Source organism: Deltaproteobacteria bacterium, assembly GCA_011773515.1.
GTDB lineage: Bacteria > Desulfobacterota > Deferrimicrobia > J040 > J040 > WVXK01.
In genome coordinates this window covers 16,358-33,101 of sequence record WVXK01000097.1, presented here as the reverse complement: position 1 = coordinate 33,101, position 16,744 = coordinate 16,358, and the positions used below count along the sequence as shown (strand labels likewise).

Sequence of the window (16,744 nt, the reverse complement as noted above, 5' to 3'; positions counted from 1 at the left end):
GAGTACAACGAATTCAGGGACAAGGGCTTCGAGCTCCTCTCCATCGTCCTCCAATCGGGGGACCTGAAAGATGTCCGGGACATCATGGAGGAAAAGAAGCTCAACTATCCCGTCCTGCATGACAAGGATTTCAGCGTGGCAACGAAGATTTACCGCCTCGCGGGGCCGATCCCGCTGAAGGTGATCATCGACCATAACGGTATCGTGAGGTACGCCCACGTGGGTGACTACCCGCCGAATGAAAATGAGGTCCCCTACGTCCTGGAGGATCTTCTCGCAGAGATGAGGGCACAGGCTCCCGGGGATTGAGGCGGACCATCACAGCGAACAAATAGGAGGATTCCGGATGAAAAAGATCGGCGTCCTTGTGCTGCTCATCCTGGCTTTTTTTCTTCTCACGCCCGCATCCGGGCAGGACAAAAACGGGCTGGACGTGGGCGACAGGGTCACCAATTTCAAGGCCCGTGACCTTTCCGGGAGGGAGATCTCCTTTGACGAGGATATCCTGGACAAAACGAGCCGGACGATGATCTTTTTCATGACCACCGCCTGCAGCGCCTGCTTCGAGGAGCTGAAGGATATCAGCGAGTTCGTCAAGCAAAACAGGGGAAAACTGTCCGTCTGGGCGGTAGCCGTCGACCTGCGCGGGGAGAAGACGGTCAAACCCTACGCCGAGACGTACAAATTCGCGGCAGACTATATACTGGACCCGAAGTTCAAGCTGCCCAGGCTTTTCGGCTTCTCCTACACCCCCTCCTTCGTGCTGATAGACGGCGAAGGGAAGATCCTCTACAAGAAGGGAGGGTTCACCGCGGGGGAAAACGTGAAGGCGATTATCAGTAAGTTTGTGGAATAAATGCATCCTTCGGCGGAAGGGTCCGAGGGTTCAAGGGTTCGAGGAAACAAATGGTAATTCGGAATTCGGAATGCGGAATGCGGAATGCGGAATGAAAACCCGAGAAGAACAGATGTTAAGATTTCCTGAACCCTCATGTTTAACTCTAAACGCGAAACCGGTCTCACGGGACCCGGGACTCGGGACTGCAGACTCCCCGTGATGGTAGTGGAGAGTGCAAAATAAGAGAATGCAAAACCTTCGAGAGGTGATTGGAACTACGAACTATGAACTATGAACCACCGACGCAGAGTTTTTTCCCTGCAAGGATAATTAATTAGAGTTTTTGAGGTTATATATTGCATATCGCGAGCAGTAACCGGCATCCTGGGGTTACGTCACTTTTTCTCTCCCTGGTTCTTATGATCCCCTGCCTTATCTATGCGTTCGGCGGCCCGGGAAGGGCCGGGTACGTCGGTTCGAAGACCTGCGGGAAGTGTCACGAGGAGGTCTACGACACCTGGAAGGTGACTCCCCACGCCAACATGCTCAGGGACGCGAAGGAGAATCCCTCAGTCATCCGCGCGAAGAACTTCGAGGCAGTCCCCTTTGACAAAGACGACATCTACTGGGTGATCGGGAGTCACTGGATACAGAAGTACATAACCTTCATCGACGACGATTACTACGTCCTTCCGAAATACTGGAACATAACCAAAGACGAATGGGAGCCCTACTCGATATTCAACTGGCGCCAGCAGCCCTACACCGTGTTCTGCGACGGCTGCCACACCACCGGTTTCGACCCCGAGACCCTCACCTTCCACGAGCCCTCCATCGGCTGCGAGGCCTGTCACGGCCCGGGGAAGAAGCATGCCGAAACGGAGGAGCCGGGTGACATCGTCAACCCGGCGAAGCTCGACAAGGTGAGGCGCGACATGATATGCGAGGCGTGCCACACCGATGGGAAGGACAAGAAGTACGGCGGCAAGTACCCCTTCCCCGCGGGGTACACGCCCGGGGAGGACCTGAACGACTACTTCACCGAGTTTTTCGCGCCCAAGCCCAAGTCCCGGAAGTGGTACTGGGGAACCGTCGACTACGGGGAGAGGCACCGGATGTACCTCTACTGGGCGAACAAGTTCTACTCCACCGGCAGGGCGTGCGACATCTGCGGTTTCGACCGGGGGATCACCCAGGTCCAGGAGCGCTACATGTCGCGCGACGAGTACTGCGGCACCTGCCACGTGAAGCTGTATAAAATCGAGAGCCTCCACACCAAGCACGATCCCGGTGACGTGCAGTGCGTCGACTGCCACCCGCCGAAGACCACCGACGACGGCCTGAGGTACTCGATACACGACCACAAGTTCGACTTTTCCGGGCCGGAGCTTGCCTGCACCGAGTGCCACACCAAGGATGACGAGCGGCTGAAGAGAAAGCCCTCCCATGTTTTTCACTTCTCACCGGTGAAATCGAGGGGAGTTGCAACCATCGAGGAGGCCTGCACCCGGTGTCACGAGGGGATCGATGTCACCGAAGCGCTCAGGAAGTGGAGGAGGGGAAGGGTCGTTAAATAAAAAAATGGTAATGCGGAATGCGGAATTCGGAATGCGGAATGAAAACCCAGAACAACGGGGAGCAGAAAAGAATCAGGTTGCATTTTCCCGTTTCTCGTTTCTGGTTCAACCGTAAACCGGAAACCGGAAACTGCACTCCCGGGCTTTCCCCGGTTACCTGTTTCTCCCCACGCAGTAATACTCGATCCCGAAGCTCTTCATCCTCGCCGGGTTGTAGAGGTTTCTCCCGTCGAAGATGAGGGGTTTTTTCATCAGCTTCTTTATCTTGTCGAAGTCGGGCTCCCTGAACAGGGGCCACTCGGTGAAGATGAGCAGGGCGTCGGCGTTTTTCAAGACTTCGTAGTTGCCCCTGCCGAAGGAGACGGCGCTGTTTCCCCTGAACCGCTCCCGGGCATTTTTCATTGCGATGGGGTCGAAGGCCTTCACCTTCGCCCCCCCGTTCACGAGATACTCGATCACGTCGATGGAGGGGGCCTCCCTGATGTCGTCGGTGTTCGGCTTGAAGGCGATACCCCACACGGCGAAGGTCCTGCCGGAGAGCTTTCCGGAAAAGTGCTTTTTTACCTCCTCTGCGAAGCGTTTGCGCTGGTCGTCGTTGATCCTGACCACCGAGTCGAGCAGGCGGGGCCTGACCCGGCTTCCCTTCGCCGTCGATATGAGGGCGCGCAGGTCCTTCGGGAAGCAGGAGCCGCCGAACCCGATCCCCGGGTAGAGGAACTTGTTCCCGATTCGTGGGTCGCTCCCGATGCCTTTCCTGACGCTCTCCACGTCGGCCCCGACGGCGTCGCAGATCCTGGCGATCTCGTTCATGAAGGAGATCCGCGTGGCGAGCATCGCGTTGGACGCGTACTTCGTCATCTCCGAGGAGCGGATGTCCATCACCGTGACTTTCTCCCCCCTCCGGGAGAAGGGCCCGTAGAGCTCCTTCATGACCTCTGCCACCCGTGAACTCGAACAGCCGATGACGATCCTGTCGGGGAACATGAAGTCTTCGACGGCCGCGCCCTCCTTCAGGAACTCGGGGTTGTTGACCACGTCGAACTCCATGTCGCTGTCGACTATGTTTTCCCCGATGATCTCGGCCACCCTGTCGGTGGTGCCCACGGGCACGGTGGACTTGGTAACGACGATCTTGTAGGAGTTCATGTTCCGGGCGATGCCTCTTGCGGCGTCGAATATCCCTTCCAGGTTTGCCTCACCCCTCCGCCCCGATGGCGTTCCCACGGCGATGAAAATGATAAACCCTCCCTCGACGGCCTTTTTAAGGTCCGTCGTGAAGGACAGCCTCCCCTGCCGGAAGTTCTTCTCCACGAGCTCCGGAAGGCCCGGCTCGTATATCGGGATAACGCCCTTTTTCAGCCTTTCCGTTTTTTTCCTGTCGATGTCGTAGCAGATTACCTCGTTGCCCATCTCGGCGAAACATGCGCCCGTCACGAGGCCCACGTACCCCACTCCGATCACTGAGAGTCTCATAGTTCCCCCGGGAAAGTATCTGGGTGATAAAAGCTAATCCAAGACAGTCTCTATTAAACCCTTCAATGTTTCATGATCGACGGCCCCTACCTTGCTGAAGGCGAGGATGCCCTTTTTATCGATGAGGAAGAGCGACGGTGTGCCCGCGACGCCGAACGGGTCGGCCACCCTGAAAGAGTCCCCTTCGAGTTCGTCGAAGGCGACGATGTAGGAAATCCCTTCCTGCTCCATGAACTTCGAGATGGCTTTCTTCATCTCTTTGCCGTCGAGGTTCACCCCCGCAACGACGAGGCCCCGGTCCCTGTACTGCTTCGTGATATCGTTGATGAAGGGGATTTCCTCCCTGCAGGGGCCGCAGAAAAAGCTCCAGAAAAAAAGGAGCACGGGATTCTTGTCCCTGTAGGATTCTATGGTGAAGGCGTTTCCGTTGATGTCTTCTATGGTAAAGGGCGGTGCCGGCGCCCCTTTTTCCAGGGGTTCTATCCCCTTTATCGTCGGTATTTCCGTATACTTACCCTCTTTCTCCTGTGCGCCGGAGGTAATGATTGCCATGCAGGCGGCAAGCAGGACCAGGAGGGATGTGATGAGTTTTTTCTTCATTTGGTTTTCTCCGCTCTTTTGAGCTTCTGCAGTGATGACTCTATCACCTTCCGTATTTCTTTTTCGTCCCCCTTCTTGTATCCCACGTGATACATCCGTATCTTCCCGCTCGCGTCGATCACGATCGTCGTGGGGAGTACCATCGCGTTGAAAGCCATCGCGATGGTTCTTTTTTTGTCTATTATGACGGGATAGGGGATCGTGTATTCAAGCCCGTTGATAAACCTGATGACCCGCCGCGTGCCGAAGGAGTCGAGGTTTATCCCCAAAACCACGAGCCCCTGGTCTTTCAGGTCGTTGTAAATTTCTATTAACTGGGGCATCTCCTCCACGCAGGATGCGCAGTAAATCGACCAGAAATCGAGGAGGACGACGCTGTTTCCCCGGTACGACGAGTACTGGATGAGGTTCTTTTCCAGGTCGGTTCCGGAAAACTCGGGCGCCGGCGATCCCACTTCAACTTTACCGCTCTTGCCGATCCCGAAGAAGGCGCCTGCAAGGCCGGCGTGGGCGAGAAAAATCACCAGGGTCAAAGCTCCCGTGATCTTTTTGGGGCTCATCTCTTAGCTCCGCACGGAAAATTAAAGTATTATATACCATTGGTGAAGGAAGGTGTCAAAGGGAGTTATCCTCATCTGACGTATCCCTTCCGGATGGCTGTTCAAAACTGCACCGATGTTGTTATCTTCCCCTTTATGAATAGTACTTTTTTCCACAGAAAAAGATACAGGTGTTACCGATAATTCCTCCTGCCGAATCCTGACAGGCCGGGCGTGTTTTATTTGGCCGTTATCCACCTCCCTCGCATTTCTTCTCTGGCAAAAATTTCCTCACCGGGGGCAATTCTTCCCCACACAGCTTCCATCTTTCCCCGTGATTGACTCATCGCCATTTCCCCTGTAACATATCGGATAACAAAGCGTAAGATTTGGTAACGGGTATACTTCCAACGTATCCATACAGGGAGGCATGAGATGAAGAAGATGCGCTATGTAAAGCCGAAAATCGTCGGTTCCTCTGCAGTTCACCCCTGCTGACCGTGAGAAGGGCAAAATATCCTCAAAGGAGACCTGTGATGACCAGGGCACGTGGTTTTGCGTGGGTGTTGACCTGTGTATTTCTGCTCCCCCTTTTCGCCACCCTGTCCCAGGCCGATCCTTTCACCGACATCACGAAAGAGTCGATGACCGGAGACAAGGGGAGGGGGAAGGGTATCGCCTGGGCCGACGTCGACGGTGACGGCCTGCTCGATATGTACGTCTCCAACAAGGGTGGGGAGAACAGGCTCTACCTGAACAGGGGGGACGGGACCTTCGCCGACGTGACGGCCGAGGCCGGAGCGGCCGATGCCGGGTTTTGCATGGGATCGGTCTTCGGCGATGTCAACAACGACGGGAAACCAGACCTCTACCTCGCCAAAGGAGGGAGGTACGAGATAGAGGCAAACAGGCTCCTTATAAATGCCAGCACGCCGGGCAAACCGAAGTTCGTCGACGTAACGGAGGCCGCAGGCGTCGGCTGCCGCGAGTTTACCTACGGTGCGGCCATGGGTGACTACAACAGGGACGGGAAGCTCGACATATACTGCGCGAATTACGGCGTGGGGGCGAAAAACGTTCTCTACCGCAACGACTCCCGGGGAGAGGAGGTAACGTTCACCGATGTTTCCGATACGGCGGGAGTGGGTGACCGGTCCTGGAGCTGGAGCGCCTCCTTTTCGGACGTAAACGGCGACGGCTGGCCCGATATCTACGTGAGCAACGGCAGGTACCCGGCCGGAGAGGGAAACCGGCTCTTTGTGAACAACGGCGACGGCACCTTCAGGGACGCTACCGAAGATTCCGGTACCGGCGACGCAAACTGGTCACTCGGCGCTGCATTCGGGGACGTCGACAACGACGGGGACCTGGATATGTATGTCTCGAACTACGTCGGAAGCAACACCCTCTACCTGAACGACGGGGCGGGCCGGTTCAAAGACATAGCGAAGGATTCGGGCGTGGGCAGCGAAGGGTGGGGAAAGGGCCCGACCTTTGGCGACATAGACCACGACGGTGACCTGGACCTGTACGAGGGGGACTGCAAGTTTTCCAACCAGCTCTACCGGAACAAGGGCGACGGGACGTTCACCGACGTCGTGAACCGCTATCCCTTCATGATGCTGGAGACGGTGAGGTCCAAGGGGGCCGCGTTTGGCGACTTCGACAACGACGGCGACCTCGACCTCTACGTGATCAACTGGGAAATGGCGAACCGTCTCTTTCGCAACGAGCAGAACGACAATGGCTGGATCAAGGTAGAGTGCTCCGGGACCTCGTACGCCAAGGCATCGCCCGGTTTCAAGACATCGAGGGACGCCATCGGCGCGAAGGTCTACCTCTTTGCCGCGGGTACCCGCAATCTGCTCGGATACCGCGAGGTCATCTCCTCCAACGGTTTCTGCTCCCAGCCGCCAAGGGAGGTCCACTTTGGTGTGGACCCTGCCGGCTCCTACGACGTGGAGGTCCGCTTTCCCTCTGGGAAGAGTGTCGTGAAGGCAGGTCTCGCCCCGGGGAGCACGTATCTGATCGCAGAAAGCGAGTAGCCCATGCGCACGGCGGGAGAGAGCCTCCACCCGTTTTTTTCTTCACATGCCCATTTCCCGGGACATTCAGATATGGCAGGCGATATGCAATGCATTTTCCTCAACCGTTACGCTTGCAGGCAGCGAAGGGGGGGAATCATGAAGTTCGTTAGGTATGGGGTGTTCGTTTTTGTCGGCCTTACCCTATTCCTCGGGATTTTCGGTTTCACCGGGGCGGATCGGGCGGAAGCGGAAGAGAAGGAGGCGAAGGTCATAGAGTGGAAGGGGAAAGTAGCGCTCGATAAGACCTTTACCGTCGCCGAGGGAGAGAGGCTCGTCATCCTGCCGGGTGCCGAGGTTGCCATAAAGCAGGGCGAGAAAGTGGCGATCCGCGTCCTTGGAGCGCTGGAGGTAAGGGGGGATAAGGGGCGGGCCGTGCGCTTGCACCCCGAGGGTGACGTTGCCCCCGGTGCGTGGACCGGTATCGTCCTGGAAGGGTCCGGGGAGAGCGTCATCCGGCACGCGGCTCTGGAAGGCGCTTCGTCGGGGCTGTCGCTTGCAAACGCCTCGGTATACGTGAGCGATTCCACCTTCGAGAACTGCAGGCAGGGCGTAGAGGTCAACCAGAAGGCGCTTGCCCGGTTGGAGAACTGCACCTTCAGGAAGAATCTCGTGGGGGTGGTAGCGAACCTCTCGGGAAGGGTGGAACTCGTCGGATCCCGCTTCGACACGGTGAGGGAGATAGGCGTGGTCGTCCAGAATGGCGGGAGCGGCCGCCTGGAGAAGTGCGAGCTCAGGGGCGGGAAGAGGGGGCTGTTCGCCCTCACCAATGCGCCCGTGGAAGTGGTGTCATCCACGTTCTCCTCCTTTGAGCAGGGAGCGGTGTTCCGGCAGGTGGGGAAGAACTCCCTGGTAAAGCGCTGCACGTTCGAAAACAACGTCACGGGGATATTGAGCGTGCAGTTTTCCTTCGAAAAGATTTCGGACTGCACCTTCAAAAACAACAAGAGCGCGATCGACATCAGGGAGTTTTCGTCGCCCCACGTGACCCACTGCGACATCGTGGGGAACCAGCTCGGGATAAACCTTTTCAGAAAGAGCAACTCGTTGATCGATTTCAACGTGCTGCTCAACAACAGAACGGGTATCATGATAAACTTTTCCTCCTATCCCGGCATTTTCAGCAACAATTTCGAGAGGAACGACATGCACGTGAAGCTCGGTGAATTCCAGTCGGGGGACTGGGAGAAAAGGGCCGGGTCGAAAAATATCTCGGGGAGGGAGGCTGCAAGGAGGGGATCCAGGAACATTGGGGCTTTCAAAGGCGAGCGCTCCTATCCCCGGAGGGTAAACGCGAAGGGAAACTTCTGGGGAACAGACCTCGGCGATTTCGAAAGCAGCGAGGTGAATCTCGAAAAGATATGGGACGGCAATGACTTCGGCCCGGTAACCTACGAGGGGTACGGCGATGAGAAGTACACCATCGACCGTGTCGATTTCTCGGAGTGGAAGAGGGAGCCGGTGAAAGAGGCCGGGACGAGGGAGGAAGCCGGGCGATGAAGGGGCGAGCGCTCACTCTTGCGGCGGCCGCACTATTTTGCTGCGCTCTGTGGGGGTGCGCGAAGAAAGAGCAGCTGAAACAGACCGCTGCGGACCGCGAGTGGGTCCTGTCGGCCCTGGGAAACATCGAGGGGCCTGAAGGAGAAAGAGTTTTCATGGAGGTCGTCAAAAGGGGCGGTGAGCTCTTCCCGCTCATCGTTGATGCGCTGGAGCAGAAAGATGACGATGTGGCCGAAGCGGCGGCGGGAGTGCTCGGCGAGATGAAGGATGAGCGGGCCGTGCCCCACCTGATCCGCTACCTGAGAAGCGGCAGGAACCGCAGGTACGCAGCCGCGTGGGCCCTGGGGGAGATCGGGGACCCCTCGTCGGTTTTTCCCCTGATAGACGCACTGGAGGACGAAAATGCGGGCGTTGTAAAGTCTGCCACCCGGGCGATCACCAAGCTGGGGGAAAAGACCGTTCCCGTCCTCATTGATGCGCTTGAAAGCGGCTCGGTGAGGAAAAAAGAGGCGATCCTGATCGCACTCGAGGACATCGGGGACAGAAGAGCGGAGGACGCCGTCATCTCGATCCTCACGGGAGAAAACCAGAGAATCCTCCGCCTTCGTGCGGCGAGGGCGCTGGCCAAGTGCGGGACCGACAGGTCCGTTGAGCCCCTCATATCGGCGCTGAAAGAGGGGGACATCGAGATGAAGGTGGCCTGTTCGTGGTCCCTCGGGATACTCGAGGCGCAGGAGGCGGAGCCTGTGCTGAGGGCGCTCCTGGATCACGATGATACGGATGTGAGGGAGTGGTCCGCACGGGCCCTCGAGGGCATCACCGGTAAGCGGGTGTTTTACAGAAACGCGAAGGGGGAGATGGTGCTGCCCTACAGCCTCTACCGGTAGGGATGGTAATGCGGAATTACAATGCGGTCGCTGGCAATGCAGAATGCGGAATTCGGAATGCGGAATGAAAACCCAACGAGAAACGAGAAACCAGAAACGAGAAACCGCATGGTAGTGAAGATTGGCACGGAGACAGGCAGAGAGCCAATATAAGCATATATTTATATGTATTTAGAGGTAAATTTATAAAGTAATGCTTTAAGGAGTTTTTGCGGTATGGGATTTATCGGAGACCTGGAGGCGATTGCGAAGATCTTCCTGGACGAGGCGGCCGTTCTGCTTCCCTATTTTGCGTTGAGCGTTCTTTTTGCAGCCTTCGTGAAGACCTACAAGTGGGACAGGAGGGTGCGTGCCTCCGTCGTGCGGTTTCCGCGCTCCTCCGTGGTCATCGCCACGGTGGCGGGCATCATCTCCCCCCTCTGCTCCTGCGGTGTCCTGCCCATCGTGGTGGCCCTGTCGGGGGCGGGGGTCCCGATACCCCCGGTGATGGCCCTCCTTATCACGTCGCCGATCATGAGCCCCGACTCCCTGATCATCACGGCTGCGGAGATCGGCCCCGCCTTTGCCGCCGGGAAGCTCATCGTGGCTGTTTTCACCGGTCTCGCCACGGGTTTCGTGTGCCAGCACCTGGTGGACAGGGGGCTTTTGCCCGAGTTCCCCTTCAAAAAGGACCGGTTCGACGAGGGAGTCGCCTCGGGCAAAAAGACCTACCAGGAGATCGTCGATGCGGGCTGCTTTGAACATGCCCGGCCCGGAGCGTCAACCGTGCCGGGGACGCTCCCCTTTTTCCTGGAGAGGTCAAAGGAGATGGCCATGATCACGGGGAAGTTTCTTCTCATTGCCCTTATCCTGCAGGCGGGAATCAACTATTACGTTCCCAGCAATCTCGTCGAGGGCCTTTTCGGGACGAGGAACGCCAACTCCGTTCTGTTCGCGGCGATCATATCGGTGCCCCTTCCCCTTCACCAGATGATCGCGCCTCCCGTTTTGAAGGGGCTGATGGGAATGGGGCTTTCGCCCGGTGCGGCGATGGCGATACTCACCGGCGGCCCCGTGACGAGCATCCCCGCCATGGGCCTCCTCGCGGGGCTCTACCAGAAGAGGGCATTTGTCACCTACATGTTCATCGGGATTTCCACCACCGTCGTTGCCGGGCTCTTCTTCCAGCTCGTCCTGGCATAAAACATCGGGGAGGTCCATTCCATGAAGCGATTGAAAGAGGCAGGAACTGTCATCCTGGTAACGGCTCTTGCCCTGATCACCTCTTCCTGTGCTTCTGCGCCCCCGGCCGGGCGGACGGGATCCCCCGTAACGATAGACGGGACGGTCTACGAACCCTCCGAAGGAGCCTTTATCTACCTCTACGCGGAGGGGAAGGACCCGCACGGCCCTGCCGATTACATAATCCCCCTCCCCACGGGCGAGGACGGGAGGTTTACGCTGAACGTCGCGCCGGGGACCTACACCATGGTTGCGCGGAAGAGGCAAAGCGGCGAGAATACGGGCCCGCTGGACAAGGGGGATATCAGGAGCAAAAAGGTCCTTGTCCACGTTGAGGAAGGCACCACGCAGTCTTTCTCCCTCCTCCTCGTTCCGAAGACCGATACAACCGTGAAATCCTATGCGTCTNNGTACACGGTCTCCCTCCCGAAGGGGGGCACCTACTATCTTGCCGCACGGAACCGCTTCGGCGGCCCACCGCGCATCGGGGATCTTTACGGGAGATACGACAAGGGCTCCATCGATCCTTCCGCCGTGGTGGTCAAGGAGGGCGAGCACTTAGAGGGGATAGATATAATAGTGTTCAAGGTGTGGTAGTAAAGAGTGCAGAGTGAAGAGTGCAGAATAACAGTTCGGTCGGTGGCAGGGGCCGAGGGATCAAGGGTTCCGGGAAAAAATGGTAATGCGGAATGCGGAATGAAAAACAAACTCAAAACTCTAAACTCGAAACCGGTTTCACGGGACCCGGGACCCAGGACTCGGGACTACAGACTTCTTCCGATGGTAGTGCAGAGTGAAGATCGAAGAATGCAGATATCCGATCTCACTCTACGCTCTGCAACCTACACTCTGATTTAGCATTCAATTACTATACTGCCCCTATAGTTGGGCTACAATTCTTCATATGATCCTCAATATCGATCATCATCTGAAACCGGTTTTTCTTTTTGTCGCCGCACTCACTTTTTTCGGCTGCGCGTCGGTTCCCTTTCAGGAAAAAAAGACGGCCGAAATCGCCGTTACCGCGTTTCACGACGAGATCGCTTTTTCGGGAACGGATCTCTACCTGGTGGAGGATATCGAGCAATTTCCCGCTGAATTTTCTTACGTGGCGAGAACGGGCAAGGACGGGAAGGGCGTCTTTCCATCTGTCAGGGAAGGGGCCTATTATCTCATCGGGAAGGGGATTAACGGGGGCGATGGGGAAAAAGAGAGGAGAGTTTTCGGGTACTTCGGGGGAAACCCGCTTTCCGTGAGCCCGGGAGAGAAGCTTGACCTGGTCCTCCCCCTGGTCGGTGACGCCGGGAAGGGAGACAGGGCGCCGGCAGAGAGTGCGGCTATAGCAGGTACGGTCGTTCACGGCGGAAAAAGCGTAGAAAATTGTTACATCTTCGCCTATTCGGACCCCTCGAGCAATTTTCGCGACCCCCAGGAAGCGCTCGTGGGCCTTTCCTCCGGGGCAGGATACTTCGAGATAGATGCGTTGCCAGGAAGCTACTACCTGGTGGCGAGGAAGAGAAAGAGCGGGGGCTTTGCCGGCCCCCTGGGGAAAGGGGACTACTTCGGATACTTCCCGGGAAACCCTGTTACCCTCAAAGAGGGAGAGCGCCTGACCGTGACCTTCCCCCTTGTCCTCCTGAAGATGCGCAACGCCCCCCTGTACGCGAAAAAAGGTGTGGCGACGATATCGGGGAGGATAGTGGACGAATCGGGGCAGGGAGTCGCCGGGGCATATGCCGCCCTGTATGACAACCCGGAGCTGCTCAACCGGCCGCTCATCGTCTCGCCCGAGTCTGCACAGGACGGCAGGTTTCTCATCAACGTACCCGGGGCGGGTGTATACTATCTCGGGGCGAGGACAGGTTATGGTGGCGCCCCCGGCCCCGGCGACCTCTACGGGAGGTACGAGGGCACCGTGGACCACTCCATCGAGGTCGGCTCCGGGGACGAGATATCGGGAATAGTCATCACCGTCTCGGAGGTCTGGTAGGGTGAGGAAGGGAAGGACCGGTTCCGTCGCCTTTTTCACGAGCGCGGGGATCATCCTCTACGAGGTAACGCTGAGCAGGATCTTTTCCGTCCTCATGTGGTACCACTTCGTCTCCTTCGCCATTGCCCTTGCCCTGTGCGGGATGGCCTTGGGGTCCCTTTTCTCCGCCCGCTCGGCGAGCATGACAGACAGGGAATCGGCCTCCTTTTGCGCACGCTTCCTCCTCCTCTCCTTTTTCTCCCTCCTCTCCCTGTACCTTCTGCTCTTTGTCATCTCCCGCGTGCCCTCTTTCGGCTACCGGATGCTCTCGCCCCTCCACCAGACCTATTACGAGCCCTTTTCTCCTGCCCCGGGGGCAAGGAGCGCCTCATTCGTGGCAACGGCCACCGCCGTCGTATTGCTCCTTGCGCTCCCCTTTTTGGGAGGCGGGGCTGTTTTTGCTGCCTGTTTCGAGAGAAGCAGGAACGATTTTAACACCTACTTCAGCGCCATGACGGGTTCGGCGGCAGGGGTCGTCCTCTACCTGGCCGCGATGAAGGCGGGCTCCGGCCCCTTTGCCCTGCTGCTTGCATCCTCTCTTTTTCTCGTGGCCCTCGGGCTTCTGTGGAGGGACATTTCCGGCGCCAAACGGTTTCTCTTCTGCTTCCTCTCGGTGGCAATCCTGCTCTGCATGTTCGTGGACATCACCGGGCGCCCGGCGGACCCGAAGTTCGTGAGGGGGAGGTACGAGCCCGACGTGCGCTGGTCGGAGTGGAATGCGGTATCGCGCGTTGCCGTCTACCCCATAACGGGGGAGGAGCTCCTGAAGGGCTTCGGCCAGGGCAGGGAGTACGCGGGAGGAGCGCCCGATGGGCTCGGGATGGTGGTTGACGATACGGGCTACACGGCGCTGTTCGGTGACTCGGGGGACGACAGCTTCGAGGATTTCTTCCGCCACAACATAGCATCGCTCCCCTATCTTCTCAAGAAGAGGGGAAAGGCCCTGATAATCGGGCCGGGGGGAGGAAAGGATATCTACAGCGCCCGCGCTTCGGGGAACTTTGCCGTCGACGCCGTGGAGGTGAACGCCCTCGTCGTCCGTGCGGTGCAGGACGTCTTCGGGGACTTTTCCGGGAGGCCCTACACCGGCAGGGGAGTGACGATGCACGTCAAAGAGGGAAGGTCGTTTTTGGAGAGAAACAAAAAAAGATACGACGTCATCCAGATGACCCAGGTTTTCGGGAGGGTGGCCCCGCAGGCGGGGGCGTTTACCCTCACGGAAAATCATCTCTACACCATCGAGGCGGCAAGAAGGATGGTTGCCAGCCTGGAAGAGGGAGGGATACTCTCCATCACGCGCTTTTCCTTCGAGAAGACGGGGCCGAGGCTGGTCAATACGCTCCGGGAGGCGCTGATGAAAAGCGGGCGGGAGCGCCCGGAGGAAGACTTCCTCATAGCCGGTTCGAAGGGGATCATGAACGTCATGGTGGTCAGGGGCGGGGCCGGCGAGGACCTATCCCGCTCCTTCGAGGATGAGTGCGCAAAGAGGGGCTTCGACGTAATCTACGTTCCGGGGAAGGCCGGGGGGCTGTTCTCCCGCATCATCAGCGGTGAGGCAGGGGCGGAGATGATGGGCTACGACATTTCCCCCCCGACGGACGACAGGCCTTTTTTCTACTACACCCTCCTGCCCCGGGACTTTGTCAGGGGGAAGGAGGCGTCGGGGGGATCGACGGAGGACAGGAGCGCATACCTGATCAGGAAGTTCCTTCTCCTTGCCCTCGCACTGTCCCTTCTGTCGCCGCTGGCGGCCCTTTACTTTTCCGGTTCCGGCAGGGCGTCGGGGAGGCTCGCCATACTGTGTGCGTTCCTCCTGACGGGGGCGGGGTTCGTCATGGTCGAGATCATACTGATCAAAAAGCTCATACTTCCCCTTGGATTTCCCGTATACTCGCTTTCCTGCATCCTCCTCGCCGTCTTTTTCTTTTCCGGTTTCGGCGCCGCCCTCTTCTCCGTCATGGCGGTTTCGGAGAGAAAGAAGGCAATGATTTCGGCGGTCGGCCTCGCCGCCATTCTGATTTTGTACCGGTTTGCCCTGGACCGCATCGCCGTGGTCCTCATGCAGGCGCCGGCCGTGGCAAAGTATGGCGCGAGCTTCCTCATCACCGGCCTGGCGGCGCTGTTCATGGGAGTGCCCTTTCCGTCACTGCTCACCGTATATAATAAGAGGTATAAAGGCAGCAAGAGCGTCCCCGTTGCCGTCAACGGACTTGCTGCGGTAACCGGGAGCATGCTTGCGCTGGCGGTATCGATGAATTTCGGTTACGGGACGGTTTTTCTTCTCGCGGGAGGATTATATGTCGTCGTCGCGCTCCTTGCGCTCATTGCATGAGCTTCTCGTCCCATGTGTGCTTGCCTCTCTTCTGCCCCTGCTTTTCGCATGCTCTGACCCGGGCGCAAAGATAACCGGCCGGGTTTTCTTCGATGGCGAGCCCGTTGCGAAGGCCTCGGTCAGCGCGTACGTAAACGAGGGGGATTTTGGAGGAGGCCAGCCCTACCTGGTTGCCGAAACGGGAAGTGACGGCCGCTTCGTCCTCGCCACGGGGAGGGGGAGGTTCTACATCGTGGCGAGGAAAACCGAGTACGTGATGGGAAGGGAGAGGGTTCTGAAGGGGAGGCCGCCAGGAGAGCCCGTCTCCCCGGTAAAGGGCAAGGAGGTGGAGATACACCTTAAAAGCGTCGAGGAGGGAGAGTACTCCCCCGACGCTGGCACGTTCGCCACCGGAAAGGTGGCAAGCTCCCGGGGGAGCGTCAGGGGAGCGTTCGTGTATGCCTACGACGCAAGCAGGGGGATCACTGCGGGGCCGACCTTCGTAACGAAGGCGCGGGTTGGCGAGGATGGGAGGTTCCGGCTGGCCCTGCGGGAGGGCTCGTACGACATCGTTGCCATGATGAAAGAGTCGGGGAGCGAAGTAGGCCCCTTAACCGGCGGAGGCCTTCGGGGCGAGTACGGGGCCAACCCCGTCGCCGTCAAAAAGGGGGAGGTGGCCGAGCTCGGGACCCTTCAGCTCGTGCCGCCCGACCCGGTGAAGGTCGGGGACCTTTCAAAGCGGGGGGGAGTTGCCGGCTCCGGGTACGTCATCACCGGGATGGTCCTCCTCGAAGATGGGGGCCCGGCGGGCGGCGTTTACGTGATGGCCTACGGGGACGGGAGGATGGTCGGCAGGCCCGAGAGCATATCCGACACCACCGGCAAGGATGGCTCTTTCACCCTGTTCCTTCCGGGCCCCGGGAAATACCACCTGGGGGCGAGAGAATCGATCGGCGGGCCGCTTGCGCCGGGTGAGCTCACGGGTTCGTACGAGGGCACGCCGGATAACTCCGTTTATCTCCAAGAGAAGGGAACGGTCGGTGATGTGAGGATCATCGTGAGGGAGAAGTGGTGAGGAGGGGACCCTTGTCAAGACGGGCAGCCCCGCTTCTGCTCTCTGTTTTCCTGGCGCTTACCGCATCGGGTGCGGCGGATGCAGCCGGGAGGGAATTGGTCCTCCCTGCGGGAGAGGTTGTGGAGAAAGGCGAGGTCCTCGAAATCGAGCCCGGCTCACGGGTCTTTCTCGAGGGGACGCTGGAGGTAAAGGGGACGCTCAGGATCGAGGGGACCGAGGCATCGCCGGTGACGATAGAGATGAAAAACGAGAAGGGCTACGGGGTGGCAATCAGGGGGGGTGCCCTCGACGCGGAATACTTTTCCATCAGCGGTGCCGGGAGAGGGATCGAGTCCTATTCCGGAAAGGTGCGTATGGCGAGGGGTAAGGTAAGGCTCCCCGGAATTCACATAAGCGCGGCGGGAGGGACGGATCTGGATCTCCGGGAGATGGAGTTTGCCGGGGGAAAGGCGGGGGTGGTAATCCGCTCGGGCTCGAAGGGGGTCGTTACAGGCTGCAGATTTGCCGGGCAGGAAAAGGCGGGCGTGTACGTGTACGGCACCGCAGGGGTAAGGATAACGGGGGCCATTTTTTCCGGTGCGGGCACAGGGGTGATCCTCACACTGCCGGG

General features: G+C 58.5%; 15 protein-coding genes. 12 read left to right on the top strand and 3 right to left on the bottom strand.

What is annotated here, in order from left to right; translation table 11 throughout:
• The 3 genes from GTN70_10590 to GTN70_10580 all read left to right on the top strand — a co-directional run.
• A partial coding sequence (locus GTN70_10590) for a redoxin domain-containing protein (GenBank protein ID NIO17415.1) occupies positions 1–309 on the top strand: 309 nt, incomplete at its 5' end.
• A 37-nt stretch (positions 310–346) separates the two neighbouring features.
• Positions 347–856 carry a redoxin domain-containing protein gene (locus GTN70_10585; protein NIO17414.1) on the top strand — a complete coding sequence of 170 codons (510 nt, stop codon included), beginning with the start codon at positions 347–349 and terminating at the stop codon, positions 854–856.
• Positions 857–1,257: 401 nt separating this feature from the next.
• Positions 1,258–2,415: an ammonia-forming cytochrome c nitrite reductase subunit c552 gene (locus tag GTN70_10580; protein ID NIO17413.1), complete on the top strand. Its 1,158-nt coding sequence runs from the start codon at positions 1,258–1,260 to the stop codon at positions 2,413–2,415.
• Positions 2,416–2,568: 153 nt separating this feature from the next.
• Here the strand turns inward: GTN70_10580 and GTN70_10575 are convergent, their stop codons facing one another.
• From GTN70_10575 to GTN70_10565, 3 genes are read right to left on the bottom strand one after another with little or no spacing between them, the layout of a single operon-like run.
• Entirely contained in the window at positions 2,569–3,888 is a 1,320-nt protein-coding gene (locus GTN70_10575) for a nucleotide sugar dehydrogenase (protein ID NIO17412.1), read from the bottom strand.
• 33 nt (positions 3,889–3,921) lie between these two features.
• A complete protein-coding gene (locus tag GTN70_10570; protein ID NIO17411.1) occupies positions 3,922–4,488 on the bottom strand; it encodes a redoxin domain-containing protein in 567 nt (188 codons plus the stop codon).
• A complete protein-coding gene (locus tag GTN70_10565) occupies positions 4,485–5,048 on the bottom strand; it encodes a redoxin domain-containing protein (protein NIO17410.1) in 564 nt (187 codons plus the stop codon). Before GTN70_10565 ends, GTN70_10570 begins: the two co-directional genes overlap by 4 nt.
• Positions 5,049–5,563: 515 nt before the next feature.
• Between GTN70_10565 and GTN70_10560 the strand changes: the two genes are divergently transcribed.
• From GTN70_10560 to GTN70_10520, 9 genes are all read left to right on the top strand, one after another.
• Positions 5,564–7,072, top strand: coding sequence for a hypothetical protein (locus GTN70_10560; GenBank protein NIO17409.1), 1,509 nt, complete (start codon positions 5,564–5,566; stop codon positions 7,070–7,072).
• A 138-nt stretch (positions 7,073–7,210) separates the two neighbouring features.
• The gene (locus GTN70_10555) at positions 7,211–8,611 is read left to right on the top strand and encodes a hypothetical protein (protein NIO17408.1); all 1,401 of its coding nucleotides are present in this window, start codon (positions 7,211–7,213) and stop codon (positions 8,609–8,611) included.
• Entirely contained in the window at positions 8,608–9,498 is an 891-nt protein-coding gene (locus tag GTN70_10550; GenBank protein ID NIO17407.1) for a hypothetical protein, read from the top strand. The genes GTN70_10555 and GTN70_10550 overlap by 4 nt, the downstream gene beginning before the upstream one ends.
• Positions 9,499–9,714: 216 nt before the next feature.
• Positions 9,715–10,680 carry a hypothetical protein gene (locus GTN70_10545; GenBank protein ID NIO17406.1) on the top strand — a complete coding sequence of 322 codons (966 nt, stop codon included), beginning with the start codon at positions 9,715–9,717 and terminating at the stop codon, positions 10,678–10,680.
• A 21-nt stretch (positions 10,681–10,701) separates the two neighbouring features.
• Complete coding sequence (locus tag GTN70_10540; protein ID NIO17405.1) at positions 10,702–11,316, top strand: hypothetical protein; 615 nt, start codon at positions 10,702–10,704, stop codon at positions 11,314–11,316.
• Between the two features lie 307 nt (positions 11,317–11,623).
• Positions 11,624–12,709: a hypothetical protein gene (locus GTN70_10535; protein NIO17404.1), complete on the top strand. Its 1,086-nt coding sequence runs from the start codon at positions 11,624–11,626 to the stop codon at positions 12,707–12,709.
• Position 12,710: 1 nt separating this feature from the next.
• The gene (locus GTN70_10530; protein NIO17403.1) at positions 12,711–15,080 is read left to right on the top strand and encodes a hypothetical protein; all 2,370 of its coding nucleotides are present in this window, start codon (positions 12,711–12,713) and stop codon (positions 15,078–15,080) included.
• Positions 15,046–16,134: a hypothetical protein gene (locus GTN70_10525; GenBank protein NIO17402.1), complete on the top strand. Its 1,089-nt coding sequence runs from the start codon at positions 15,046–15,048 to the stop codon at positions 16,132–16,134. The genes GTN70_10530 and GTN70_10525 overlap by 35 nt, the downstream gene beginning before the upstream one ends.
• A gap of 11 nt (positions 16,135–16,145) precedes the next feature.
• A partial coding sequence (locus GTN70_10520) for a hypothetical protein (protein NIO17401.1) occupies positions 16,146–16,744 on the top strand: 599 nt, incomplete at its 3' end.

What these genes read in the sequence shown, in the direction of transcription:
- GTN70_10565 (NIO17410.1), bottom strand. Translation starts at nt 5,048, where the DNA reads ATGAGCCCCAAAAAGATCACGGGAGCTTTGACCCTGGTGATTTTTCTC.
- GTN70_10585 (NIO17414.1), top strand. Translation starts at nt 347, where the DNA reads ATGAAAAAGATCGGCGTCCTTGTGCTGCTCATCCTGGCTTTTTTTCTT.
- GTN70_10555 (NIO17408.1), top strand. Translation starts at nt 7,211, where the DNA reads ATGAAGTTCGTTAGGTATGGGGTGTTCGTTTTTGTCGGCCTTACCCTA.
- GTN70_10525 (NIO17402.1), top strand. Translation starts at nt 15,046, where the DNA reads ATGTCGTCGTCGCGCTCCTTGCGCTCATTGCATGAGCTTCTCGTCCCA.
- GTN70_10570 (NIO17411.1), bottom strand. Translation starts at nt 4,488, where the DNA reads ATGAAGAAAAAACTCATCACATCCCTCCTGGTCCTGCTTGCCGCCTGC.
- GTN70_10545 (NIO17406.1), top strand. Translation starts at nt 9,715, where the DNA reads ATGGGATTTATCGGAGACCTGGAGGCGATTGCGAAGATCTTCCTGGAC.
- GTN70_10575 (NIO17412.1), bottom strand. Translation starts at nt 3,888, where the DNA reads ATGAGACTCTCAGTGATCGGAGTGGGGTACGTGGGCCTCGTGACGGGC.
- GTN70_10550 (NIO17407.1), top strand. Translation starts at nt 8,608, where the DNA reads ATGAAGGGGCGAGCGCTCACTCTTGCGGCGGCCGCACTATTTTGCTGC.
- GTN70_10560 (NIO17409.1), top strand. Translation starts at nt 5,564, where the DNA reads ATGACCAGGGCACGTGGTTTTGCGTGGGTGTTGACCTGTGTATTTCTG.
- GTN70_10535 (NIO17404.1), top strand. Translation starts at nt 11,624, where the DNA reads ATGATCCTCAATATCGATCATCATCTGAAACCGGTTTTTCTTTTTGTC.
- GTN70_10580 (NIO17413.1), top strand. Translation starts at nt 1,258, where the DNA reads ATGATCCCCTGCCTTATCTATGCGTTCGGCGGCCCGGGAAGGGCCGGG.